Source organism: Saccharospirillum impatiens DSM 12546, from assembly GCF_000423605.1.
GTDB lineage: Bacteria > Pseudomonadota > Gammaproteobacteria > Pseudomonadales > Natronospirillaceae > Saccharospirillum > Saccharospirillum impatiens.
In genome coordinates, this window is the sequence record NZ_AUIH01000013.1 from 87,468 (window position 1) to 110,406 (window position 22,939).

General features: G+C 57.9%; 21 protein-coding genes. 14 read left to right on the forward strand and 7 right to left on the reverse strand.

Annotation, left to right across the window (positions count from 1 at the left end):
- Positions 1–62: 62 nt before the first annotated feature.
- From nagB to G565_RS0110945, 4 genes are all read right to left on the reverse strand, one after another.
- Positions 63–848 (reverse strand): glucosamine-6-phosphate deaminase, encoded by a 786-nt coding sequence (nagB, locus tag G565_RS0110930; RefSeq protein ID WP_028670961.1) that lies wholly within the window; start codon positions 846–848, stop codon positions 63–65.
- Positions 849–1,090: 242 nt separating this feature from the next.
- Positions 1,091–2,323, reverse strand: a complete 1,233-nt coding sequence (nagA, locus tag G565_RS0110935; RefSeq protein WP_051207776.1) for an N-acetylglucosamine-6-phosphate deacetylase — start codon at positions 2,321–2,323, stop codon at positions 1,091–1,093.
- Positions 2,324–2,363: 40 nt separating this feature from the next.
- Positions 2,364–3,140, reverse strand: a complete 777-nt coding sequence (locus tag G565_RS0110940) for a GntR family transcriptional regulator (protein WP_037338816.1) — start codon at positions 3,138–3,140, stop codon at positions 2,364–2,366.
- Complete coding sequence (locus G565_RS0110945) at positions 3,140–4,021, reverse strand: glucosamine kinase nucleotide-binding domain-containing protein (RefSeq protein WP_028670964.1); 882 nt, start codon at positions 4,019–4,021, stop codon at positions 3,140–3,142. The genes G565_RS0110940 and G565_RS0110945 overlap by 1 nt, the downstream gene beginning before the upstream one ends.
- A gap of 249 nt (positions 4,022–4,270) precedes the next feature.
- On the opposite strand from G565_RS0110945, the gene G565_RS23835 reads away from it, so the two are divergent.
- From G565_RS23835 to G565_RS0111000, 11 genes are all read left to right on the forward strand, one after another.
- The gene (locus G565_RS23835) at positions 4,271–6,148 is read left to right on the forward strand and encodes a beta-N-acetylhexosaminidase (protein WP_051207777.1); all 1,878 of its coding nucleotides are present in this window, start codon (positions 4,271–4,273) and stop codon (positions 6,146–6,148) included.
- Between the two features lie 167 nt (positions 6,149–6,315).
- Positions 6,316–7,569, forward strand: coding sequence for an ABC transporter substrate-binding protein (locus G565_RS0110955; protein ID WP_028670965.1), 1,254 nt, complete (start codon positions 6,316–6,318; stop codon positions 7,567–7,569).
- Positions 7,570–7,821: 252 nt separating this feature from the next.
- Positions 7,822–8,811, forward strand: a complete 990-nt coding sequence (locus G565_RS0110960) for a carbohydrate ABC transporter permease (protein WP_245584167.1) — start codon at positions 7,822–7,824, stop codon at positions 8,809–8,811.
- 7 nt (positions 8,812–8,818) lie between these two features.
- Positions 8,819–9,661, forward strand: coding sequence for a carbohydrate ABC transporter permease (locus G565_RS0110965; protein ID WP_028670967.1), 843 nt, complete (start codon positions 8,819–8,821; stop codon positions 9,659–9,661).
- Positions 9,662–10,172: 511 nt separating this feature from the next.
- Positions 10,173–12,527 (forward strand): efflux RND transporter permease subunit, encoded by a 2,355-nt coding sequence (locus G565_RS23840; RefSeq protein ID WP_051207778.1) that lies wholly within the window; start codon positions 10,173–10,175, stop codon positions 12,525–12,527.
- On the forward strand, positions 12,527–13,339 hold the full coding sequence (locus tag G565_RS0110975; RefSeq protein ID WP_084649335.1) for an outer membrane lipoprotein-sorting protein: 813 nt from the start codon (positions 12,527–12,529) through the stop codon (positions 13,337–13,339). Before G565_RS23840 ends, G565_RS0110975 begins: the two co-directional genes overlap by 1 nt.
- Complete coding sequence (locus tag G565_RS0110980; RefSeq protein ID WP_028670969.1) at positions 13,339–14,694, forward strand: DUF1302 family protein; 1,356 nt, start codon at positions 13,339–13,341, stop codon at positions 14,692–14,694. The genes G565_RS0110975 and G565_RS0110980 overlap by 1 nt, the downstream gene beginning before the upstream one ends.
- An 89-nt stretch (positions 14,695–14,783) precedes the next feature.
- Positions 14,784–15,464, forward strand: a complete 681-nt coding sequence (locus G565_RS26015; protein WP_051207779.1) for a TetR/AcrR family transcriptional regulator — start codon at positions 14,784–14,786, stop codon at positions 15,462–15,464.
- 47 nt (positions 15,465–15,511) lie between these two features.
- A complete protein-coding gene (locus G565_RS0110990; RefSeq protein ID WP_051207781.1) occupies positions 15,512–15,808 on the forward strand; it encodes a 2Fe-2S iron-sulfur cluster-binding protein in 297 nt (98 codons plus the stop codon).
- Between the two features lie 336 nt (positions 15,809–16,144).
- Positions 16,145–17,542 (forward strand): AlkA N-terminal domain-containing protein, encoded by a 1,398-nt coding sequence (locus tag G565_RS0110995; RefSeq protein WP_028670971.1) that lies wholly within the window; start codon positions 16,145–16,147, stop codon positions 17,540–17,542.
- Positions 17,539–18,018 (forward strand): methylated-DNA--[protein]-cysteine S-methyltransferase, encoded by a 480-nt coding sequence (locus G565_RS0111000; RefSeq protein ID WP_028670972.1) that lies wholly within the window; start codon positions 17,539–17,541, stop codon positions 18,016–18,018. The genes G565_RS0110995 and G565_RS0111000 overlap by 4 nt, the downstream gene beginning before the upstream one ends.
- On the opposite strand, the gene G565_RS0111005 is transcribed toward G565_RS0111000, so the two are convergent.
- Positions 17,977–18,438 (reverse strand): GNAT family N-acetyltransferase, encoded by a 462-nt coding sequence (locus G565_RS0111005; protein ID WP_028670973.1) that lies wholly within the window; start codon positions 18,436–18,438, stop codon positions 17,977–17,979. The two genes, G565_RS0111000 and G565_RS0111005, sit on opposite strands and share 42 nt — an antisense overlap.
- 260 nt (positions 18,439–18,698) lie before the next feature.
- On the opposite strand from G565_RS0111005, the gene G565_RS0111010 reads away from it, so the two are divergent.
- Both G565_RS0111010 and G565_RS0111015 read left to right on the forward strand, forming a co-directional pair.
- Positions 18,699–19,877: a hypothetical protein gene (locus G565_RS0111010; protein WP_028670974.1), complete on the forward strand. Its 1,179-nt coding sequence runs from the start codon at positions 18,699–18,701 to the stop codon at positions 19,875–19,877.
- Positions 19,878–19,947: 70 nt separating this feature from the next.
- Positions 19,948–20,847 (forward strand): DMT family transporter, encoded by a 900-nt coding sequence (locus tag G565_RS0111015; RefSeq protein WP_211227162.1) that lies wholly within the window; start codon positions 19,948–19,950, stop codon positions 20,845–20,847.
- A gap of 241 nt (positions 20,848–21,088) precedes the next feature.
- Here G565_RS0111015 and G565_RS0111020 read toward each other — a convergent pair whose 3' ends face one another.
- Positions 21,089–21,607, reverse strand: a complete 519-nt coding sequence (locus G565_RS0111020; RefSeq protein ID WP_028670976.1) for a GNAT family N-acetyltransferase — start codon at positions 21,605–21,607, stop codon at positions 21,089–21,091.
- Positions 21,604–22,083, reverse strand: a complete 480-nt coding sequence (gene rraA / locus G565_RS0111025; protein WP_037338821.1) for a ribonuclease E activity regulator RraA — start codon at positions 22,081–22,083, stop codon at positions 21,604–21,606. Before rraA ends, G565_RS0111020 begins: the two co-directional genes overlap by 4 nt.
- A gap of 173 nt (positions 22,084–22,256) precedes the next feature.
- On the opposite strand from rraA, the gene G565_RS0111030 reads away from it, so the two are divergent.
- On the forward strand, positions 22,257–22,793 hold the full coding sequence (locus tag G565_RS0111030; RefSeq protein WP_028670978.1) for a GNAT family N-acetyltransferase: 537 nt from the start codon (positions 22,257–22,259) through the stop codon (positions 22,791–22,793).
- The last annotated feature ends 146 nt before the right edge of the window (positions 22,794–22,939 follow it).

Here is a 22,939-nt window from a genome sequence, read left to right on the forward strand (position 1 = left end):
TGCGTCTCTGTGTTCGGATTGAACCCATTACCCTATCACAGAGTGCAAAAGCGGGGCATGCGCTAACGTGATCCGGGCAGTCGCTGGTTTTCCTGCTCGATGTACTGATAGAAAGCGACATCGTCGAGTTGACTGGCCGCTGCACGATCCAGCACCAGGGTGGCGCTCGGATGCATCTGCAGAATCGACGCCGGGCAACGCGCTGCCAGCGGGCCTTCCACCGTCGCACGTACCGCCATGGCTTTGCTCTCGCCTGTGGCTAACAACAGGATGTGCCGGGCTTCCATGATGGTGCCAATGCCCATGGTGAGCGATAAATGCGGCTGGAATTCGCCTTCATCGAAAAAGCGCTGATTGGCTTTCACCGTATCCGGTGTCAGCGTTTTGACCCGGGTGCGCGATGCCAGACTGGAACTGGGTTCATTGAACCCAATATGACCATTGCGACCGATGCCCAGCAATTGCAAATCAATACCACCCGCCTGCTGAATGGCGTGTTCGTATGCCTCGCAAGCCACCATCGGATCCCGGGCAGCACCATCAGGCACCGCCGTGTTGGCCAGATCAATATCCAGATGTCTGAATAAATGCTCATTCATGAAATAGCGATAACTTTGTGGGTGGGTACTCTCCAGGCCCAGGTACTCATCGAGGTTAAAGGTACTGGCCAGGGCAAAACTCAACACACCGCGTTGCACACGGCTGATCAGCTCTTCATACAAAGCAATGGGCGTTGAGCCCGTTGCCAGTCCCAGTATGGAGCCTGGTTTATGGCGTAGCTGATCCGCGAACCGGTCTGCACCATAGCTAGCAACCTGTTCGGGTGTGTCCAGAATAACGATCTTCATAAATAAAACTCAGTCTAATGGTCAGAAATAGCCAGTTTTCTAATTGCTTAGGGAGCATCAGCCAGCTGTAATTTCGGTTCAACCAGCGAGTTGCGAAAGAGGAGTGTCGGGGGTGTCTATTGGTGGCCGTTAGACCGCATGGATGCGGTCTTCGAGCCTACATGGACGTATTTACGGCGTGCCACCGATAGACACCCCCGGCAGTCCGACTAGCAAGAGAGCAGAAGCAGCCACCGGCGCAGTCATGAAACCAACTTGCGTCCTGCCCGCCAAAGCCCCTTTACATTCAGGGACTCATCAAACCAGGTAACGTCGGCCACGCGCCCGGGTCGCAAGCTACCAAAGCGGTCGTCTATGCCCAGATACTCGGCCGGGTAGCGGCTGGCCATCGCAATGGCTTCGTCTGCGGGTACCTGCAGGTGCTCGCAGCAATACCGGACCGCATCGACCAGAGAAATAGCGCTGCCGGCCAGACGTCCCGCCGAATTGATCAAACGGCCATCAACTTCCGAAATCCATTCTCCATAGAGCCTGAACTGCTTGTCCACCGCGCCAATGGTCGCCATCGCATCACTGACCAGATACACCTTGCCCCGCGGTTTAGCGGTAAGCGCCAACCGCAACGAAGCCGGGTGCACATGAATGCCATCGGCGATGACACCGCACCAGGTCTCATCGCTGGTCAGGGCGGCGCCCACAACTCCGGGCTCTCGACCGGTTTGTGGGCGCATCGCATTGAACAAGTGGGTAAAACCGGAAAGCCCGGCACGGATCGCCGGCATCACCTGATCATAAACAGCGTTGGTGTGACCGGCACTGACGCGTAACCCCAGCGACGCCATGCGTTCTATGTCACTGGTGAGTACTTGCTCCGGCGCCAGAGTCACAATACCCGGAATGGTTGCGGCCCGTTCCAGCCACTGCCAGTCCGCTGCTTCCAGTTTGCGCAACTGATCTTGCTGGTGCACGCCGTTGCGCTCATTGCTGAAAAACGGGCCTTCGACGTGAATGCCCAATATGCCGGAATGCAGGTCTGAACTGGCCAACACTGCGGCGTCCACCGCCTGCTCAGTCACAATTCGGGTATCGGAGATCACCGTCGCCAGAATACGTGCCACGCCCTTACGCGCATGGCCTTCGGCCATGGTCAGCAGCGTTGCCAGAGTCGGGTCATTGTTGAGCAGGGCGCCACCGCCACCGTTGGCCTGTAAATCCAGTAAGCCTGGCGCCAGCAGGCCGTTGTCGAGGGTCTCGCGTTCATAATGAGAGGGCACATCCGCCGGCGACACACACCCGACAATGCGTTCGTTCTCTATCAGCAGCGCACCCGAATCGTGACGTTCATACCCATCAAACACAGCGGGGGCTATTAACGCTGTATGCATTGTTGTTCCTTCCTGGCCGTACCCGGCACCCTTCCCGTTTTGCATCCCGACAACCGGAATCGATTCACGCGGGTTGGGTGCGTGGGTCATTGACTGCCTGAGCGGTCACGTGTCGGCCAGTCCAGACGGCTCAGGCCGGTACGGTAGACAACTCAGTCACAAAATCGTAAATGTCACCCCGGTACCAGGACCGGGTAAATTCCACCGGGCGATGGGTGCTGTCGAAGCCCTGGCGTTCGATGTACAACACCGCATCACCGGGTGCGACGTTCAGAAACCGGGCGACTTCAGCATCGGCGTTATGCGCGGTCATGGTTTGCAGTGCGCGAACCGGACGGGCATTGGCAACATCAAGCGCCTGATACAGGGAATCGGTTACTTCAGCCGAGTCAGCAATGATGCTGCCCGGAACCGAGGCAATTTCATAAGCCATCGGCGTGTCACTGGCAAACCGCACCCGGGTATAGCGGCCCACGCGGCTGCCTGGCGACAAATTCAGAGCCATCGCTTCGCGCGGTGAAGACTGAACCGTAACCCGGCTCACCCACTCTGAAGAGGGCTTCAAACCCCGGGTGATCATGTCTTCGGTAAAACTGTTCAGTACCGACAGATTCTTGTGGATCGACTTGCGCTCACCCGAGGTCACCAGAGTTCCGGCGCCCTGGCGCTGGCGCAACAAGCCTTCGTTAACCAATGCCTCGATGGCCTTGCGCACCGTGACTCTCGATACGCCCAGCGCCATCGCGAGCTCTCGCTGGGGCAGCAGATAGTCGCCATCCTTCAGCAAGCCCTCATGAATCGCCTGACTCAGGGAGCGGGACAATTGCGTGTAAAGCGAACCCGGGCGCTCCGGATTCGGCGTTAAAAAGGTGATCAGATCCTGATCGGTCGTGGGGGTGCTGGCCATCAGTCGGGGCTCCTCGCCAGTGCCAATCGAAGTGCCCCGTCCAGTGCATCGCCCTGCGCGGTGCGCAGGTGCGAACGATGCCGCTCTGCCAGCAGCGGACTGACCCGGGCTGCAAGCCCGCCCATCACTGCCAGTGGCTGTGGCATGGGCATCAGGACGTCCAACAATCGATTCAGAATATCGAGCTGGGCAGAGACGATCTGGCGGGCAATGGGATCGGCCTGGTCATACCAATTCATTACCAAAGGCGCCAGCTTACCATAATCTACCGATTGGGCCTGTTGGGCCCAACCAATAAGCCCACTGACTGAATCATCGTGCAAGGCCCAGACTGCCTGCGTCAGGTCACTGGCATCGACCAAACCATCCCGCTGCCAGAGTGCATGGCGAACAGCCTGCAAGCCAAGCCAGGCGCCGCTGCCGCCGTCATCCAGTGGGAACCCCCAGCCAGAGACCTGACGCCACTGGCCTTGCTGGCTTGAAACACCCACCACACCCGTGCCAACAATCAGCAATACGCCATCGCTGCCACCGTGGGCGCCCAAACAGGCAATTTGCCCATCGTTAAGCAATTCGAACTGTGCAAAACCGTGTGGACGCTGCAAGAACCCGGCAGCAGCCGAGTCTATTTCTGAACCTGCCAACCCGGCCACAACGATCACATGAGACCGGTCCTGTGGCTGAAAGCCCGCGGCATGAAGTGCTTCGGCCGTGGCCTGGTCGATGGATCTCCAACTGGTTTCAACACTCTGATAGACATTGGCACTGCCCGCTCTGGCCTCGGCCAATATATGACCCTGCCGATCCGCCAGCCGAACCCGACAGGAGGTGCCACCGCCATCGATGCCCATAAAAAGAGGCGCGCTATCTGCAGTTTTCATCGGTTGTCGCCTCCTTCGCTGGGTAGATATTCAGGCAATTTGACGCGAGCTTGGTGGTTCGTGAACGGGCGTTTATCGGCACTCGTGCCCGGCATAACCGTCGTTCTGCGTCATTGTTATTGATACCCTCCGGGCAAACCGGGTCTGCTTCGGGGGTCACGGTCAATTGGCGCTAGAATACGACCTTTCACTGGCCATGACAATACCAATATAATACCTTTAAAGAAATGCACACCAGGAGAGTCGAACATGATGCTGACCGCCGAGCTGGCCATCACCACCCGGGAGGGCCACTACCACCTGCAGATAACACTGCCCAAAACCGGGACAGCGACGTCCGCCGCTACCGAATTGTGTTTCTGCATGGCTCACCCGCCCACCGCAGAGAGTGTGTCGGGCGCTCAGTTACTGGATGCCCAGGGAGACTGGCATCGCCTGGCACTGGCAACCCCCTGGACCGGTGAACACCCCGTTACTCTGAGTTTTTCGGGCAAGGGTGAGCTTAAGAAACTGACTGACCGCCCCTACGGCGTATATCTGGTTCAAGGGCAGCAACGGCTACCGGTCCAATTTCCGGGCGAACCCGCGCGGCACTTCATTCAGCCCGCTGAGGTTAAGTCCAATACGCTGTCGTTCCTACCCCGCCCCAGACAATCAGACATTGGCCAGGGCCGTATGCACTGCCCCTCGACGCTACAATTTCTCGATTCAACTACCGGGCCGGCCTGGAATACTGGCTGGTTTCAGCGCCTGTCGAGTCGACTCAGCGTACCTGCGCCCACCCTGTCGGAGCAGGGATACCTGATACACGCAAGGTGCGAACCCGGCCTGCCGGAACGATTCCAACTGCATATCAGTGAGCAAAACGCTGAGCTTCGCTACCGGGATGACGCTGGTTTTTACGCGGGCCAGGCATACCTGATGCAGTACCTGTTGCAGTGGCCCCTGGCCGGCACCCTACCCGAGCTGACCATCGCCGATACACCGGATTTCGACTACCGCGGCGTGCATCTGGATGTGGTGCGGCACTTTTTTGAAGCCGACACTGTGCAACACTGGCTCGACATCATAGCCCTGTTCCAGTTCAACCACTTTCACTGGCACCTGACTGACGACGACGGCTGGCGTGTGCCCAGCGCCCGATATCCGGAGCTAGAACGCGTGGCCGCCTGGCGCGGACACGACCTGCCGGTGTGTCCTCAAATGGGCTCAGGCTCTGCCCCTTACGGGGGTGTTTACACAGAGTCCGAGATTCGCAGCACAGTGGCTCGCGCTCAGGAGCTGGGTATAACAATCGTTCCGGAACTGGATATCCCCGGCCATGCCCGCGCTCTGTTGATCGCCCTGCCCGAGCTGGATGAACCGGACGATACGTCTCTCTACCACAGCGTTCAGCACCACAAGCGCAACGTCATCAACCCGGCTCTGAGCAGCACCACCAAGGTCATGCAGACTCTGCTCGATGAGTGGTGCGCGCTATTTCCCGGGCCATTGCTGCACCTGGGTTCCGATGAAGTCCCCGACGGCGTCTGGCGGGGGTCGCCGGCCGCTCAAGCCTGGTCTGCCAACACCGGTCTGCCAATCGATACCTTGCATGGCCATTTCATGGCACAGATGGAAAGTGAAGTTCAAAGACGCGGAAAAACCGCCGTCGGGTGGGAAGAGATGCGCACCGGGGAGGCTATCTCCACCGACACCTGGATCATGTCCTGGCAGGGCATAGAAGCCGGCCAGGCAGCGGCCGAGGCTGGCCACCCGGTAGTCATGACCCCCGCCTCCCATTGTTATTTTGATCTGGCAGTGACCGACCAGGCAGACGACCCCGGCTATTACTGGGCCGGCACGGTCTCACTGCAACAGGCCTGGCACTATGATCCCACTGCCGGCTTGTCCGAACCCGCCAAAGCCCGCGTTAAAGGGGTGCAGGCCTGCCTCTGGACAGAGCTCGTCGAGACGCCTGAACACGCCGAATACATGTGGTTTCCACGACTGCTCGCAACGGCCGAAGTGGCCTGGGGCGCAACACCCGGCCGGCAGTTCTCCGACTTTGAAAGCGATGCCCGGGTCATCATGAACCTGTTGGCTCACCTTGGCATTACCGGGCGCGATGAACAGGCAGGCTGGTAAACCATTGATATTTATAAATTTTATGACAGGCAACTGAAAAAACGATAAGAAAATAACAGCTGGTCATTGCTTGGTACTATTATTGGTATTATATTGGGCTTGCCCTTATCAAAGCATTCACTAAAAAAGATCACAGGCTGTGATCGGCTAACAATAAAGAGGTTCATATGAAACTCATCAAGAAGTCACTGGTTCTGGCAACTGCCGCGGCCGCCCTGGTAACCAGTCATCAGGCTATGGCTGAAAGCACAACCGTAGAAATGTACAGCTGGCGTATTCAGGATGAAGCGTTGATCGATTACATCAACGACAAAAACCTGATTCCGGGCGTTCAGATCAACCTGAACGTCTACACCGAAGACATCGAATCCAAACTGCGCATCGACATGCAGACCAACCGGCCTGATCTTTATCACGCCAAAGCGGGTTCCGCCTGGATACAACCCTGGATCGACGCCGGCGTCGCCGCCCCGGTCAGTGACCTGGACATCGACTTGTCGGCCTTCGGTGATGCCGCACTCGCCGGCGCCACTGGCAGCGACGGGCAGGTTTACGGCGTTCCCTTCGTGATGCAGATGGAATCGATTCTGTACAACAAAGCCGTCATGACCACCGAGCCAACCACACTGGACGAACTGGAAGCCACCTTTGCCGACCTTAAAGCGCAGGGCATTGTGCCGCTGCACGTTGACGGACGTGATGGCTGGTACCTCAACCAGGTGCTTCACGAAACCCTGCTCGCCGGTCTGACCAGTGACGAATGGGCTCAGGGGGTGGTAGACGGCACTGCCTGTTTCACCGACGACATCTATGTCGACGCCATGGCCCGCTTTAAATCCTGGCAGGACAAAGGCTATCTGAACCCGAACCCGATGGCCGACGACTATGGCGCTATGCGCACCGGTGTCGCACTGGGTTCCTCTGCGATGATGATCGACGGCATCTGGTCAGCGACGCCAGCGTCTCCGGTTTACCAGATCGACCCGGATCTGCAACTGGGCTTCATGGCCATTCCCGGTTCGGCAAACAAGGTCTATGGATTTACCGACGCTCACCTGGCTTATAACCCACAGTCCGACGACATCGAAGCGGTTGAAAAGGTGCTGGAATTCTACGCATCGCCTATGTTCGCCCAGTTGTTCGCCGATATGGTTGAAGCGGTCCCGGCCTCCAACTACCCGGTAGATGTTGATAACGAACGGGTACAAATGGCCTCGCAAATGATTGCCAACAACTCCCTGGTCGCGCAGCCGTTTTTTGCCGATTCGCTGATCAGTACAGACCCCGGGTATCGCCCGCTCGTCTCGGAAGGCATGCAGGAACTGTTGGCTGGCAAAATCACGCCACGCGGGCTTGCCGAGAAAATCCAGTCTGGTCTGAATCAGGCGGGTTATGTGGGCGCGGCTAACTGCACACTGTAATAGGCAGTAGTGACCCTGGTTCCAGGGTTTGCACCATGAGAGCGGCGAATGCCGGTGGTGCCTCTGCGGGGAAGTCCGCAACATGGATGTTGCGGTCTAGGCTCCATGGATGGATTCACGCCGACCCCGCAGAGGCACCACCGGTAGTCGCCGCGGACCAATACCACTGCAATTCAAGCAGCCGACGCCTTAATAGGAAGCCTCCCTAGGGCTCCCGTTACTTCTTCTCTACCGCCAGCAAATGTGACTATCATGACCCGACATGCCCCTGCAGAGCCTATGGCCCCACTGAGCACCGCCGACATGCCTGATGCCAAACAAGCCAGCCGTTTTAGGCTGAGCTATCGAATGATTGAAAAGATTCAGCGAACACTGCTGCTTACGCCCGGCGTTTTACTGTACAGCGTGTTCAACTTTATTCCTCTGCTGATGCTGTTTTACCTCAGTCTGGTCAGTTGGCCCGGCATTGGCCCCAAAGAATTTGTTGGCCTGGAAAACTTTGCCAAAGTACTGACCCAACCTTATTACCGCGATCAAATGATCAACGCCCTGCTGCAAAACGTGATCTTTTTTGTCGTCATCATCGGTTGTTTTCTCATCATCGGAACCGGGCTTGCGTTGCTGCTCAGTTTCCGTACGCACGGCCGGAAAATCTATCAGACGTTGTTTTTTCTGCCCTACCCGATGGCCGGTGCCGCCGTCGCCTATTTGCTCGATTTATTTGTCCACCCGCGTGGCCCGCTGAACGCGGCACTGACCCAGTGGGGGCTGGTCGATGCGCCCATTCCGTTTCTGGGTTCGGAAGATACCTCGCTGATTACCATGGCTTTGTTTTACTCATGGCACCGCATGGGGTTTGCGATCATTCTAATCCTGTCCGGCATTCTGGCAGTGCGCACCGATTTGCTCGAAGCCTCAATGCTCGATGGCGCCAATCGCTGGCAATCGATCCGGCACATCGTGTTTCCGGTACTGGGCCCCGCGTTCATTCTGATCACCGTGATTGTAATGGTTGATGTGTTCAACAACGCCGATTACATACTATTAATCATGGGTCCCGAGGCCGGGCCATTGCGCTCGACGGACATCATGGGCACCTTTTTATTCCGAACGGCTTTTGGCGGCAGTGCCGACACCACCGACACCAATTTCGGTTTGGCGGCAGCCATCGGTTTGCTGACAGCGCTGATGATTTTGCCCGCCGCTGTGTTCCTTGCGCTGCGCAACCTACGGAAAACCTGAGGCTGTTATGGATAAGATATTCAAACTGAGTAAACGTGAACAATTGCTGGTTCAATTCATCATGCTCGCCTGGGTCGCCGTGGTGCTGATTCCGTTCGGCGCTGCACTGATCAATGCGCTCAAGCCCAATGTCGGCCAGGTGTTTCGTGACCCCTTCGGTTTACCGGATCCCTGGACCTGGAGCAACTTCGCCAAGGCCTGGGTCAACGCCAATTTTGCCCAGTACTTTGCCAACTCAACCATCATCGCCGTCAGTTGCGTAGTGCTGGTAACCTTCTGCGCCAGCACCACCGCTTTTGTCCTGGCGAGAATGCCATTCAAGGGCAGCACCTTCATTTTTATCTGCTTTTTGTTTGGCGTCATCATCCCGATTCGCCTCGCACTGGCACCGCTGTTTGATATCGTGCGGTCACTGGGTCTGCTGGATTCGCTGCTCGGGGTCATTCTGGTGCAGAGCGCAAGCATGATGCCGGTATCGGTGTTTATTCTGGTCAGTTTCATGAAGAATATTTCTTCCGAACTGGAAGAAGCGGCGAAAATGGATGGCGCCCTGCCATTCACCATCTACTGGCGCATTATTTTCCCGCTGATGCGCCCGGCAATTGCCACCATTGCCCTGCTCACTTTCGTGCAAGCCTGGAACGAATACTTCCTGCCGCTGATCTTCCTGCAGTCCGAAGCCAACTACCCATTGACCCTCGGCCTGCAACGCTTCAATCAGCAATTTGCCATTCAATGGCACATGATGTTTGCTGGCATCCTGATCATGATGGGACCGACCATTCTGGCGTTCATGCTGGCTTCCAAGCAGTTCATTGCCGGGCTGACTCAGGGTGGTGTGAAGGAGTGAGGGTTGATTCCGGATTTTAGCGCATTCTCAATCTCAACCATTGACCCCACGGCTGCGCCGCCCCCCTCTCTCTAGCTCTTTCCCCAGTGGTGGAGAGAGGACTGGGATGTGCAGCGTCGCGAGCGACTGGCGCGGGTCATATTCCAACCAACTAATCGCTCCCTCTCCCGTCCCACGGGAGAGGGCTGGGGAGAGGGTTTACTCCCGGTTTTTCCGCACTCCAATCGACACCACAGCAGTAACGGCTGCGCCGTCCCCCTCTCTCTAGCTCTCTCCCCCAGTGGTGGAGAGAGGACTGGGAAGTGCCGTGCCGCGAGTACCCATTTCAGCCAACCCACTTTCTGACCAAAACCTCATTTTACGCTATTGACCTTCCCTCCGCCGCAAGCTCCAGACTCTCGCTGACACAAATATTTACACTGTTATATTTACACCATATATTTCTAGTGATAAGTTTGCATCGTTAACTTAACACCATGAACATACCCGTGAACACTACAGGAGCACGACGATGAACGGATTAATAAAGGGATGGGCCCGATGGGTGGTGCGCGGCCGGTGGGCTGTGCTGGCGCTGGTCGCCGCCGCCATTGGTGCGTCTTTCCTACCGATGAGCAATCTGTATTACGACAACTCAAACGAGCGGTTTTTCCTGGAAGGTGACCCGAACCTGGCCACATTCAACGACCTGCTGTACCGCTTTGGCGATGTTGAATACCTGTCGGTCGGGGTCGATGCCCCGATGGGCGATGTCGACCTGTTCACCCCGGAAACACTGGGTGTGATCAGCGAACTGACCCGGTTTCTCGAAGACCAGCCCGAGGTTACCCAGGTCCGGTCACTGAGTAAGTACCAGTACACCCACTCGGGCGGAGGCATGCTCAGTACCGACACCGTCTTTGAGGAGATTGACAACTCAGCGGCCCTCGCCGAAGGCCGCGACATCATGGTCAATGAAGAGATGGCGCTGGGCAGCCTGCTGACCGAAGACCTGCGCCATACCCGCATTGCGGCGCGCGTGCAGTATGAATCCGGCAGCAGCGAACTGAAGATGTCCCTGATGGCATCGGTTCGTGAGTTTATTGAGACCCAGGATTATGAAGCTCGCGGCTACCCGCTGCGCTTAAGCGGTCAACCCGTCTTTACCGAGCAGTTCGAAGTACTGTCCAAGAACGACCAGGCGTGGATCAACCCGGCCATGGCCCTGGTCATGATCATCATTCTGGCGTTCAGCTTTCGCTCGGTCACCGGCACCCTGGTGCCCTGGGTACTGATCGGTACGGCCATCACCCTGGTCACCGGTATTCAGGGGCTGATGCGCTGGCCACATTCGGTCGTTGAATCGGCATTGGTGCCTGCGCTGATCATCATTGGAGTCGGGGTCTCGGTGCATGTTCTGGTCGAGTTCTATCGATTCCGGGCCGAAGGACAAACGCCCAAAGCCGCCGCGCAAAGCACCATTGAACACCTTTGGGTGCCCGCATTTTTTACCGCCTTCACCACGGCCGCAGGCTTTATGGCGTTGAGTGTCACCCAACTGTTGCCCGTGCAGCAATTCGCCTGGCTGGGCGCCATTGGTGCCATGACGCTGTTCCTGCTGGCGATGACGTTATTGCCCGCGGTATTGAGTTTTATCCCCTGGTTTTCCGATCGCACGCGTCACAGTGTCGACACCGGTCTGGTCGCGCGCATTACCACCGCGGTTCCGGGCTTCACCTATCGCAACCGCCGCTTGCTGACGTTGCTGGGGGCAACCCTGCTCGCGATCAGCCTCGCGTTGATTCCGCGCATTGAGGTGGACTCGAATTTCATCACCTATTTTAAAAAATCCAACCCGACCCGGGCCGACCTGAATTATTTCGACGACAAGTACAACGGCATTCAGAACGTTGATCTGATGATCGACAGCGGCGAAGTCCGCGGCATTCATGACCCGGCATTTCTGAGCGAGGTAGACAGCCTGCAGCAGTGGCTTGAAACCCAGCCTGAAACCGGTGAAATCAATTCGCTGATCGACTTTCACAAACGCATCAATCAATCGCTGAACTTTGACGACCCGGCCTATGCCCGCCTGCCCGATTCACGGGAAATGGCGGCTCAGTTTCTGTTGCTGTACGACAACAGCGGCAGCGATGAAGACCTGACCGACGCCAAGGATTTCGACGAACGCTGGCTGCGGATGTCGGTACCGGTTCGCAACATGGCTGCCACCGAAACCACTGCGTTTCTGGACCGGATGAAGCAATACATGCAAGACAACCACCCGACCCTGACGACCGAAATCAGCGGCAGCATGGTGATGTACAACGCTCAGGATCAATACATCAACAAGGGCATGTTCCAGTCGTTTCTGGTCGCACTGGTGATCATGGCCGCCAGCTTTATGGTGTTGTTCCGGTCGCTGAAATACGGGCTGATCGCCCTGGTGCCAAGCATCGTCCCCATCCTGATGACCGGCGCCTTGCTGGTGATTCTCGGCATTCCGTTGAACCTCGGCACCATGGTGGTTGGCGCCATGACCATGGGCATCGCCGTCGACGATGCCATTCACATGATGAACCGGTATTTACGAGCTCGCGGGCGCGGCATGAACGCGGCGCAAGCCATTGAATCAGCCAGCAATCAGGCCGGTCGCGCTGTGATATTCACCTCCATCGTGCTGGTGCTGGGTTTCAGCATGATGCTGTTTGGCTCCTTCATCCCCTACATCTACACCGGCTTGTTTGCCGCCAGCATTATGGCGCTCGCGTTGTTGGGCGACCTGATTTTCCTGCCCGCTTTGCTGCACCTGATCGATGGCCGCAAGGCGGTTGAGGCCGACCACACTCCCACTCTGACTCCCTCATCCACCGGAGGCGCACTCTAATGTCTGTTTTCAAATTCGTTACCCTGGGTTCACTGACTCTGGCTGCCCTGTTCAATGTTGCTCAGGCAGAGACCCTCAGTGCAAGAGACATCATGGAGCGGGTCGACAACCGCTACACCGGCGACTCGTCCGTCTCAGATGCCAACCTGATTCTGATCGACCGGAACAACCGCGAACGGGTCCGTGACCTGAGGTTGTTTTCATTGGAAGAAGACGGCGTTACCAAAGCCGTCACTTACTTTCTGGCACCGACAGACGTTGCCGGCACCTCGTACCTGAGTTACGACCACGACCAACAGGAAGATGAGGCCTGGCTGTATTTGCCCGCGTTAAAGCAAGTGCGCCGGGTCGCCGCCGGTGATCGTTCCAACTCGTTTATGGGCAGTGACTTCACCTATTCCGACTTAAACGGCACCACACTCGACTGGTACCAGTACGAGATGCTGAGCGACAGCGAAACGGTAGATGGTCAGGAGGTCTGGTTGATCGAATCGCGGCCCAAGCCCGAATTCGCCGAACAGGTCTTAAGCGAAACCGGCTACGAGCGGTCTCACCTGTGGATCCGCAAAGACAACTTTATGCAGGTACAGGGGCAGATCTGGGTTGAGCGGGGCGGCCGGGTGAAGTATTTCAGCGCACGCGATATCGAACAGATTGACGGCATCTGGACCGCGCACCGCATTCAGATGATCACCACCCGCAATGGCGAACGGGAACACGGCAGTGTGTTCCAGATCAACCGGGTGCAATACAACGACCACACCGATCCCGGTTTGTTCACCACTCAGGCCATGCTACGGGGGCTGAACTGATGGCATTGCATTCTGCACGGCTCAGTGCAATAAGCCTGGCGCTGGTGTTGCCATGCCTGGCACTGGCTGAAGACGATTTTTTCAGCGCGCTCGACACCCAGGCTGAGCCCGAAACACCGGCGCCCCCGGGCCCGGTGCAGTGGCTGGGCTGGGCCCAGCAAAAAGTGGCCTATGGCTACCGCGCCCCGGAACCGGGCCCCAGTCGCGACCGGGCGGCACTGACCCGGGTTGAAAGCCAGCTTTATGGCCAGATGAACGCGAGGCACGAGGCCTGGTCTATGCGCCTCGCGGGCTCGGTTACCTACGATGCCTTACCGGATCTGAGTGACGCCGACGCCTGGGAAACCCACAATTTTACCGACAAACAGGCCGAAGAACGACGCTGGCATGGCCAGTGGGCCGACAGCTATGTTGGCTGGCAGGACGGAAACTGGTGGCTCAAAGCCGGCTACCAGACACTGGCCTGGGGCGAGGCCGAATCACTCATCGTGACCGATGTGCTGGCCCGGCGCGACCAGCGCTGGCCTGGCCAGCAGGATCTGGAGCAAACGCGTTTGCCGGTACCGGCGATTACCCTGAACTGGGCCGGAAAACTGGACCTGGCCGTGCTTGGCTGGGCCGAAACGGATCTGCGCCCGGCACCCTTTGACGACTTCGATCAGCTCGCTGGCCTGCGTGCCAATGGCATCGACATCCGCCACAACGACGCCGACAACCCGGTGGGCGTAGCGCTGCGCTGGCAACAACGCTGGCCCGGCCTCGACCTGACCTGGATAGCCGCCGACGTCAATGCCTTCGAATCGACCCTGAGCGATGTCAGCTTCAACGGTGCGGTGCCTGAAACAGCCACCTTCACACCAGAACGGCGCCGCGTACTCGGAGCAAACGCCCAGCTTGCCCGTGGCAGTTGGTTGCTCAAAACCGAACAGGGCTGGCATCAGGGTGTGCGTCACGCGACCAACAACACCCTGTCTCCCTGGGTCGAATCTGATCAGTGGCGGGCCATGCTGGGGGCCGACTACAGCGGGTTTCGCAACCTGACGCTGACGCTGGAACTGGGCAGCCAGTTGCTGCTCAACCCGGATGCCGCGATTGAAGACGATGAAGTTCGACTGTCGCAGTCCGTTCGGGCCCGGTACACCACCTGGAACAACCGGCTCGAACTCACGGCTCAGGGGGTGAATTTACCCGGCGAGTCCGGCCAGGTGGTCAGGCTGGCCGCCGACTGGCAGGTCAGCGACCCATTCTCGATGGGCATCAGCCTGGTCGATTACCTGGCGCAGGACAGTGACCAGGCGCTCTATACCGTGCGTCACCAGGACGCGGCGATCCTAAACCTGCGTTACGGCTTTTAATTGACCCTCGGGTTGCTGACGAAGCTCAACGGGCGAAACACCGGCTACTTTCTGGTAAACTATCCGGTGTTTCGGTTTTGGGGATTCCAATGAGTCAGCAAAAGAAGTCCGGTTATCACCATGGCAATCTGCGGGTCGCGTTACTGGATGCCGGTTTCCGGTCGCTTGAAACCGGGCACCTGGAAGACCTGAGTTTGCGCGCCCTGGCAAAAGAGGTCGGTGTAACGCCGACAGCAGCCTATAACCACTTTGCCGACAAGATGGCATTGATGGTGGAAATGAAAACCGAAGGCTTCCGGCGTTTTGATGATTATCTGACCGCTCGTCTCGATACCGTCAAAGAGGCTTGTCCGGAAGACAAAGTACGCTGCCTCGGCCGTGCTTACATGGCCTTTGCCTTCGAACACCCCGGCATCTTCAACCTGATCTTCTTCTGGACGCCCGAACAGAAATACCTGACCGACGCCCTCGCCCAGGCGGCAGCTTGCGGCGAAACCCTGCTAAAAGACATTGTGGCCGAGATGCTGCAAGTCGACAGCGTCGAGCTGAATGATTACCAGAAATCGGTTGCCTCGTTCAGCGCATGGTCAATGGTGCACGGCACAACTTTGCTGCTGAAAACCGGTGTGGTTGATGCCGTGACCTATTGTGGTAACTGGCCAGCGGAGTTCTCCAGCCAGAACCGCGAGTCTCAGTCCCACATACTTGAGCACCTGCTGGAAATTCAGATCGAGGGTCTCAAACGGGTGCTGCCCAGCGTTAAACCCTGATTGCACGCCCACTCAAACAGACTCACCCAGGGAGCAGAGCGACAGCAATGACGACCGTCTCCATTCAATGGCAACACGCCCCGGTAGGCTACATTCAGGGTGACCCCAATCTCACCCTGCTACAGAATCTGGATGCCGACGGCATCACACTGCGCAACGCCTGTGACAACGGCGCCTGCGGCGTTTGCCGGTGTCGCCTGACATCGGGTGCCATCGACTACCGTGGCCGACACCCTTACGGTCTGAATTCCGGCCTGCAAGCCGACGGCTGGATTCTACCCTGCATCGCCTACCCCAAAACACATGTCAAACTGGCAGACTTGCGGTTTTCGGATGGAGCCTGAGGCTCGTTAACTGAGTTAGATATTCGCCAGACAAATACTGTTCCATGATTCCCACCCCTTACGGTGCAAAGCGGACTGCCGGGTATCCCTATCCGGGGTCGGCGTGAATCCATCCATGGAGCCTAGACCGCAACATCCATGTTGCGGACTACCCCGGATAGGGATACCCGGCAGTCCTTCGTCATGTCTGTGGTTATGTTTGGCGAATTTCTAACTCAGTTAACCAAGAAACCGCTGTGTTAACCCAATTTGGTATTGATCACATTCAGTTCCGTTTCCGGCCAGTTTATTATGGCTCCCGGGTTACACTAGGGGTCATGAGATGAGGAAACTCCTGTGACCGACCGCCGATACCAACAAGCCCGACTCGCCCGCGACCATCGCTTCGACGGGCGCTTTTTCGTGGCGGTTAAAACCACCGGTATTTACTGTCGGCCTATCTGCCCGGCGCCGGCCCCTAAAGAACAAAATGTCCGCTATTTCGAGACGGCCATTGCAGCGGCCAACGCTGGCTTTCGGCCCTGCCTGCGCTGCCGGCCCGACAGCGCCCCGGCTTCCTGTGCCTGGAAAGGCACCGATACCACCCTGGAGCGGGCCTTGCGGTTAATTGATGACGGCGCCCTGTTAACCGGCAGCGTGACCAGCCTTGCCGACCGGTTGGGGATTACCAGCCGGTATCTCGGTCAGTTGTTTCAGCGCTCCGTCGGCACCAGCCCCAAACAATATGGCCTCTACCAGCAGGTGCTGTTCGCCAAAAGCCTGCTGCAACAAACGAACCTGCCGATCACCGAGGTGGCATTGGCGTCTGGCTTTAACAGCGTGCGTCGCTTCAACGATTGTTTTGCCAGAGTGCTTCGAATGACGCCGCGCTCGTTACGACGCCCGGGTGTCAAACCGGCTCCTGAACCCGGTATACGACTGTTTTTAAGCTACCGCCCGCCTTACGACTGGGCGGCATTGCGCGACTTCCTGCAGACCCGGTTAATCGACACTCTGGAATGGTGTGGCGACGACTTTTATGGCCGAACCTTTCGCCTGGCCAGCGGCGCATCGGGCCGTTTTACCGCCTGGCACCGGCCCGAACGCTGTGGCTTTGAAGTCGCCCTTGAGTTCAATCAGCCATCGGCGCCGCTGCCGGTGGTACGCACCATTCGTCGTTTGCTGGATCTCGATGCCGACAGCAGCATCATCGATGCACACCTGGCGCCGATTCAGGCACAGGTGGGAATCGAGCGTCCGGGCTTGCGCCTGCCAGGAACCTGGGATGCGTTCGAAGCCGGCATTCGTGCCATTCTCGGTCAACAAATCAGTGTGGTGGCAGCGCGCAATCTGGTCCGCCAACTGGTGGCAGAATACGGGGGCACCTTACCCGGTTCGGATGACGCGGTTCGCTTGTTTCCCACCCCGGCGACCCTTGCAGCGAGCCGCCTGGATTCACTGAAAATACCGGGCCGCCGACGCCAGACCCTGATCGACCTCGCCCGGCTGTTCAACACCCGGCCGGACTGGGCGGCCGATCCGGAGCACTGGCTCGCACTCAGCGGCATCGGCCCCTGGACGATCCATTACGCGCGCATGCGCGGGCTGGGTGACAGCGATGTCTGGCTTGGCTCCGATCTGGGTGTGAAAAAAGCCCTGGGTCAGGCGAACGGAGCATCGGGCAAAGCATGGCAACCCGCTGATGCCTCCCCCTGGCAAAGTTATCTAACCTTTTATATGTGGAGTCTGCTATGAACCCGGTGTACCAGAGCGTACTGACAACCCCGATTGGCACCGTGCGCATTCTCGCCAACGACACCGCCATCACCCGCATCGATTTTGTCGACGACGACGGGCCATCGACGCTGGCAGAGAACGCGGTAACGCTTCAGGCTGAAACTCAGCTGCGCGAGTACTTTGCCGGCCAGCGCCAGACATTCGAGTTGCCGTTGGTGCCGGCAGGTACGGCATTTCAGCAACGCTGCTGGCAGGCATTGGTGCAGATCCCCTACGGTGAGACGCGTTACTACGCCGAACAGGCGCAACTGATTCAGCGCCCGAGCGCGGTGCGTGCAGTCGGCGCTGCCAACGGCGCCAACCCGATCTCCATTGTGGTGCCCTGCCATCGCGTCATCGGGAAAAGCGGTCAGTTAACCGGTTATGCCGGCGGTCTGGACAGAAAGGCCTGGCTACTGGCCCTGGAGCGGGACGCTGTAACCGCTGGTCAGTGACTCCGGCAACGACACGGCGCCAACCGCCCGTTGATAGAACTCAACCGGCCCCGGGTCGCCAATAAACCCATACACATAGCCCCGGGCTCGCAAACGGTGCAGTGCATCAAGCAGCAGCGCCTTACCCAACCCCAGACCACGGGCCGACTCTGCCACGCCTGTGGGCCCGAAAAAGCCGGGGAAGGTGACATCGAAACAGGCAAACCCAAGAATCTCGCTGCCGCGCCGGGCAATCAACACTCTGCTTGGCTGATGACTCAGACCGTTAGCAACCTCGCTCGACCAGAGCGTCCCGAAATGGTCCCGGACCCAGTCAACAATTACCTCCCGGTCCCAGGCCCGGGCCGGAGCCAGTTCATACCCTTCAGCCATGGGCGGAATCACGGGTAAATCGGATAATGCAACGATCATGTCGGCCATGCTGAGATCCTGTATGTATTGAACGTCGACAATTTAACAGCCAGACCGCCCGGTTTGGAAATCCGGACCTGTGAGCATGCGAATGAACTCAAAGTGAACGCAAGACGCAAAACATCAAAAAGATGACCAGTTGCACTCGCGCCTCAGGTTGCCCTGCCGGATAATAGAGACATTGACGCAGCACCCGGCCCTTTCTATCTCTGTGACACGCTAACGCTGTCGCAACGTTGAGCAAGACCGGACGACAAGGAGACATCACCATGCGCGCCATCGCTTTCGTTTTCATGCTGGCTATTGCCCCCTGGGCCTGGAGTGAAACCCGGGCCGAGCCGGTCAGTGTCAGCACCATCGCGTTTGCTGACACCCAGTCCGGCGCCTGCAACCTCGCTTTTGAGCGGGCAGAAGATGACGCCCGATCAAAACTGGGCACCAGCGACGAGGTGCGCCTGGAACTGGTCAGCCGAACCGATGAACGGCTTGGCACCACTGACGATGGTCGCTTTGAATGCCAGGTAGAGACCCTTTGGCTTGAACGACAGTCGATCACGACCGAGCCACCCGCACCACAGAGCCCCGTCAACGACCCGCTTCGTTTGGGTGGCCTGGAGTCCATTGAGGGTCGTTACCAGGCGGATTGCCGGGCCAGTCGCCGCGGTGAAGCGTGCCGCGAGCAAATTGAAGCAGAAGCCGCCGATGCACTGCTCAACCGCCTGCTACAACGCGAAGGCCTGAGCAGAGCAGACCTGGCGCTGGAAGCCGACGGGTTTGAGGGCAGCCAGACATTCGATTACGACCAGTCCGACCTGACGCTGACGATGAACGGCTCCTTTTACTTTATTCGGGTTGCCCCGGCGGCTGAAGCGGCCAGCCCATCAACCGATGCGCCGAAACCGGTTGGTACCCAGGGCGAGCTCACCCGGGCCAAGCCAGCGGAGCCAGGCCCGATGGATAACCTCGACGTCACCCTGTTTTATGTCTGGGACGGCAACGACAGCGCCAGCCAGGACGACCTGGCACTCAGCGCACGTCGCTGGGGCGTGGGGCTCTGGGTCGACAACCGCATTGGTGTTTCAGCCTTCTGGGGCGATGAACGGGCCGGTATCGCGGATTCGCGCGGCAAGGTCTACAACACTGGGGACCGCTACGATATTCGCGGTGTTGGCATCGGCTACCGGTTGTTCGATAACCGGTCTGTCACGGTCGAGAACATGCTGCATTACGTGGATGCCCAACCCTATTCAGTGGCAAACCTCGACCCGGATTGTGCTGGCTGCACGCCACGCGCGTACGAAGCGGACGACTACTTCCAAGCTAGCATCAACCTGAAAACCAACAACGAAGGGCTCAACCTCGGCTGGATGCTTACCTGGAAACTGCGCGACGATGTCACCGAGTTCGACAGCCTCTCTGGCGGCTGGTATGTCGAGCTGCAATTTTAGACGAGGGCTTTACTCCCCCGTCCCCAGTCGCTAGCCTTGCCCGCTCATTTTGGTTGTCGGCGAGCGTTTGATGTCATCAGAATCCCGGGCTCTTTGCTATGCGCTCGCTGCCGTGCTGTTGTGGTCAACCGTGGCCACAGCCTTCAAAGTGGCGCTGGATTTTGTCACCGTCAGCCAATTGATGTTTGGCGCCTCGGTGTTTTCTGTGGCCGCCCTGGCGGCGACGCTGCGCGTTCGGGGCGAATTGCGTCAGGCCTTACAGCGGTTCTGGTCTGATCGCGGCTCTGCTTTTCGACTGGGGCTGGTTAACCCGGTGTTGTATTACGCGGTTCTGTTTGAAGCCTACGACCGTCTGCCCGCCCAGGTAGCCCAGCCAGTCAACTACACCTGGGCCATCACTCTCGGGCTGCTCTCGGTACCCTTTCTCGGCCACAAACTGACCCGCTGGGATTTGATCGGCATGTTGCTTGGTTATTCCGGCGTGGTGTTCATTTCGCTGGCGGGTAAAAACATCTCAGGCACGCTCGACGGCTTTGGCCTCTTTCTGGCGCTGTTCTCAACCATACTCTGGGCCGGCTACTGGCTGCTGAACGCCCGTGACCCGCGCCCACCGATCGTCGGCCTGTTCCAGAACTTCACCTACGCCCTGCCCTTGCTGCTGATCTGGATGCTGGCCACCGATGGCTGGCCCAGCCTGAACAGCTGGCAACCCTGGGCGGCCCTGGCTTACGTCGGTGTATTCGAAATGGGCATTACCTTCGTGTTCTGGCAACTGGCGATGCATTACACCAACAACGCCAGCCGCATCGGCACACTGATTTTCCTGTCGCCTTTCATCAGTCTGTTCCTGATCCACTTCGTGCTCGGCGAACCGCTGCAACTGATGACGTTTGGTGGGCTGGGTCTGATCATCGCCGGACTCTGGTTGCAGCAACAGATGGCTCGGCGGGAACGCGGCATTAAATCCTGAAGCCTGTTTAGTTAATCTTAGTGATTTCTCTGCAGCCAGTAATACATACTATTCACTCAGGCTTCGGAGTTCGCTGCGAATACAAGCGGCGGCTGCCGGGTGAGCCCCTGTGGGGTAGTCCGCAGCAGGGATGCTGCGGCCTAGGCTCCATGGACGGATTTACGCCGACCCCACAGGGGTTCACCCGGCAGCTGACGCGGGCCAATACCACACAGCCAACTCAAACTTCGAAATTTAACCTCTAACCTTCATCAACCGTCTTAAACAACTGAAACCCGCGCGCTTCATAATTGGCGCGCGCATTGGGGTGATCCCCCGAACAGGTATGCAGCCAGATGCGTTTGGGCAGGTTGCCCTGCTCATCAGCGAACGCCCAGGCCAGGTGCAACGCCTCGGTTAGAAAACCGCTGCCCAGGCCCTGGCCGATAAACGGCCGCGCCAGCCCGAAGTTCTCAATTTCAATCTGGTGTCCCTCGCCATCAATGAGTGGCTGACGCACCATCTCCACATAACCGGCCGGGCTGCCCTTCACATACAACACCCAGGTGCGGACTTCCGGGCGCTCGACCTGGGCTTGCCATTGTTCCAGCGACCAACGGTTCTTTTCATTCCAGTCCCAGTCTTCGCCCACCAGCTGGTACAAAAACCGGTTAAACGCGGCCTGACGAATCTCCGCTTCGACCAGCACCGCATCGGGATGGTCCAGCCGCTTACCCGTCACCGCCTCGGGCGACCGCATCTCCAGATGCCAGACAATCATCCGAACAGCTGCCTTTTGCTGACGACGATGCCGGTTTCATCGGCATAAAGGTACATACCCGGTTCAATGGTCTGGCCGGCAAAGGTGACCGGCACGTCCACATCACCGAGGCCTTTTTTCTCGGTCTTAACCGGAATGCTAGCCAGCGCTCTTACGCCAATGGGCATGCGCTGCAGTTCGTGGATGTCCCGCGCGCAGCCATTGATGACCACGCCTTGCCAGCCATGGTTAACGGCATCCAGCGCGATTTGGTCGCCAATCAGGGCTTTCGACAGCGATGCACCGCCATCGACCACCATGACTTTGCCATCGCCATCGGTACCGGCCAATTCCTTCACACGGGAATTGTCTTCATAGCACTTAACCGTCACCACCTCGCCAAAAAACGCCGGCTTGCCACCAAAGTTCTGAAACAGGGGCTCCAGAACGAGAACATCGTTTGGGTTGTCATCACATAAATCGGGTGTATTCCACATTGGCTCTTGACTCGCTTTCCTGGGCAATGAATGATCGCTAACGTTCAGTCCGGGATGCCAGACAGGCAAAAAACAACCCCGGGCCAAGTTAACAAAAGAATGAGTGCCGTCGTGACGTTCCATGCCACCGTGATACCCGAATCCCATACTGCGTCAACCCGCAGGACTGCGCCATGCTGACTACAGAGCGACTGGTTCTGGTCAGCCCGGAAGTCATCAAGGCCTCCGTCCTGCTCGAATACCACCAACAAAACATGACCCATTTTGCCCAAGCAGGCGGCACTTTGCCAGAGTCACTCCGAATCTGCCGGCAACGCCTGAAAGCGGAAACCACCCTGTGGAAGAACGACCGCTCTTATCGGTTCTACGGCTTGCTCGATGGCGATCTGATACTGGATGTCAGCCTCAGCAACCTGGTTCGCGGGGTGTTTCAGGGTGCCCACCTGGGCTACAAAGTAGCAAGCCAGCACACCGGACAGGGCTTAATGACCGAAGCTGTCGACGCTGTGGTCACCCATGCGTTCACCCGATTGCGTCTACACAGGGTGATGGCCAACTACCAGCCATGGAACCTTGCCAGCGGTCGCATACTGGACAAGCTCGGGTTCGAACGGGAAGGGTTTGCCAAAGACTACCTGTTCATTAATGGTCAGTGGCGGGATCACATTCTCACCTCGAAAACCAACACAGCCTTCCGGTTCAAACAATGATTTGCAGCCACACTGACGATTCAGGAGCCCATTATTCAGGTGGTTAATAAACATGGCTCTTCGTAGTTTCCTGTGGAAATCCAGTATAATCAGGACTTGATCATACCGAATTTACGGGGAGTCTTTCTGTGGAAATCGAAGAGCAT

Excerpts from the sequence above, each read along its gene's own strand:
- nagB (WP_028670961.1), bottom strand. The coding sequence starts at position 848 with ATGAAGATCGTTATTCTGGACACACCCGAACAGGTTGCTAGCTATGGT.
- nagA (WP_051207776.1), bottom strand. The coding sequence starts at position 2,323 with ATGACCCACGCACCCAACCCGCGTGAATCGATTCCGGTTGTCGGGATG.
- G565_RS0110940 (WP_037338816.1), bottom strand. The coding sequence starts at position 3,140 with ATGGCCAGCACCCCCACGACCGATCAGGATCTGATCACCTTTTTAACG.
- G565_RS0110945 (WP_028670964.1), bottom strand. The coding sequence starts at position 4,021 with ATGAAAACTGCAGATAGCGCGCCTCTTTTTATGGGCATCGATGGCGGT.
- G565_RS23835 (WP_051207777.1), top strand. The coding sequence starts at position 4,271 with ATGATGCTGACCGCCGAGCTGGCCATCACCACCCGGGAGGGCCACTAC.
- G565_RS0110955 (WP_028670965.1), top strand. The coding sequence starts at position 6,316 with ATGAAACTCATCAAGAAGTCACTGGTTCTGGCAACTGCCGCGGCCGCC.
- G565_RS0110960 (WP_245584167.1), top strand. The coding sequence starts at position 7,822 with ATGACCCGACATGCCCCTGCAGAGCCTATGGCCCCACTGAGCACCGCC.
- G565_RS0110965 (WP_028670967.1), top strand. The coding sequence starts at position 8,819 with ATGGATAAGATATTCAAACTGAGTAAACGTGAACAATTGCTGGTTCAA.
- G565_RS23840 (WP_051207778.1), top strand. The coding sequence starts at position 10,173 with ATGAACGGATTAATAAAGGGATGGGCCCGATGGGTGGTGCGCGGCCGG.
- G565_RS0110975 (WP_084649335.1), top strand. The coding sequence starts at position 12,527 with ATGTCTGTTTTCAAATTCGTTACCCTGGGTTCACTGACTCTGGCTGCC.
- G565_RS0110980 (WP_028670969.1), top strand. The coding sequence starts at position 13,339 with ATGGCATTGCATTCTGCACGGCTCAGTGCAATAAGCCTGGCGCTGGTG.
- G565_RS26015 (WP_051207779.1), top strand. The coding sequence starts at position 14,784 with ATGAGTCAGCAAAAGAAGTCCGGTTATCACCATGGCAATCTGCGGGTC.
- G565_RS0110990 (WP_051207781.1), top strand. The coding sequence starts at position 15,512 with ATGACGACCGTCTCCATTCAATGGCAACACGCCCCGGTAGGCTACATT.
- G565_RS0111000 (WP_028670972.1), top strand. The coding sequence starts at position 17,539 with ATGAACCCGGTGTACCAGAGCGTACTGACAACCCCGATTGGCACCGTG.
- G565_RS0111005 (WP_028670973.1), bottom strand. The coding sequence starts at position 18,438 with ATGGCCGACATGATCGTTGCATTATCCGATTTACCCGTGATTCCGCCC.
- G565_RS0111010 (WP_028670974.1), top strand. The coding sequence starts at position 18,699 with ATGCGCGCCATCGCTTTCGTTTTCATGCTGGCTATTGCCCCCTGGGCC.
- G565_RS0111015 (WP_211227162.1), top strand. The coding sequence starts at position 19,948 with ATGTCATCAGAATCCCGGGCTCTTTGCTATGCGCTCGCTGCCGTGCTG.
- G565_RS0111020 (WP_028670976.1), bottom strand. The coding sequence starts at position 21,607 with ATGATTGTCTGGCATCTGGAGATGCGGTCGCCCGAGGCGGTGACGGGT.
- rraA (WP_037338821.1), bottom strand. The coding sequence starts at position 22,083 with ATGTGGAATACACCCGATTTATGTGATGACAACCCAAACGATGTTCTC.
- G565_RS0111030 (WP_028670978.1), top strand. The coding sequence starts at position 22,257 with ATGCTGACTACAGAGCGACTGGTTCTGGTCAGCCCGGAAGTCATCAAG.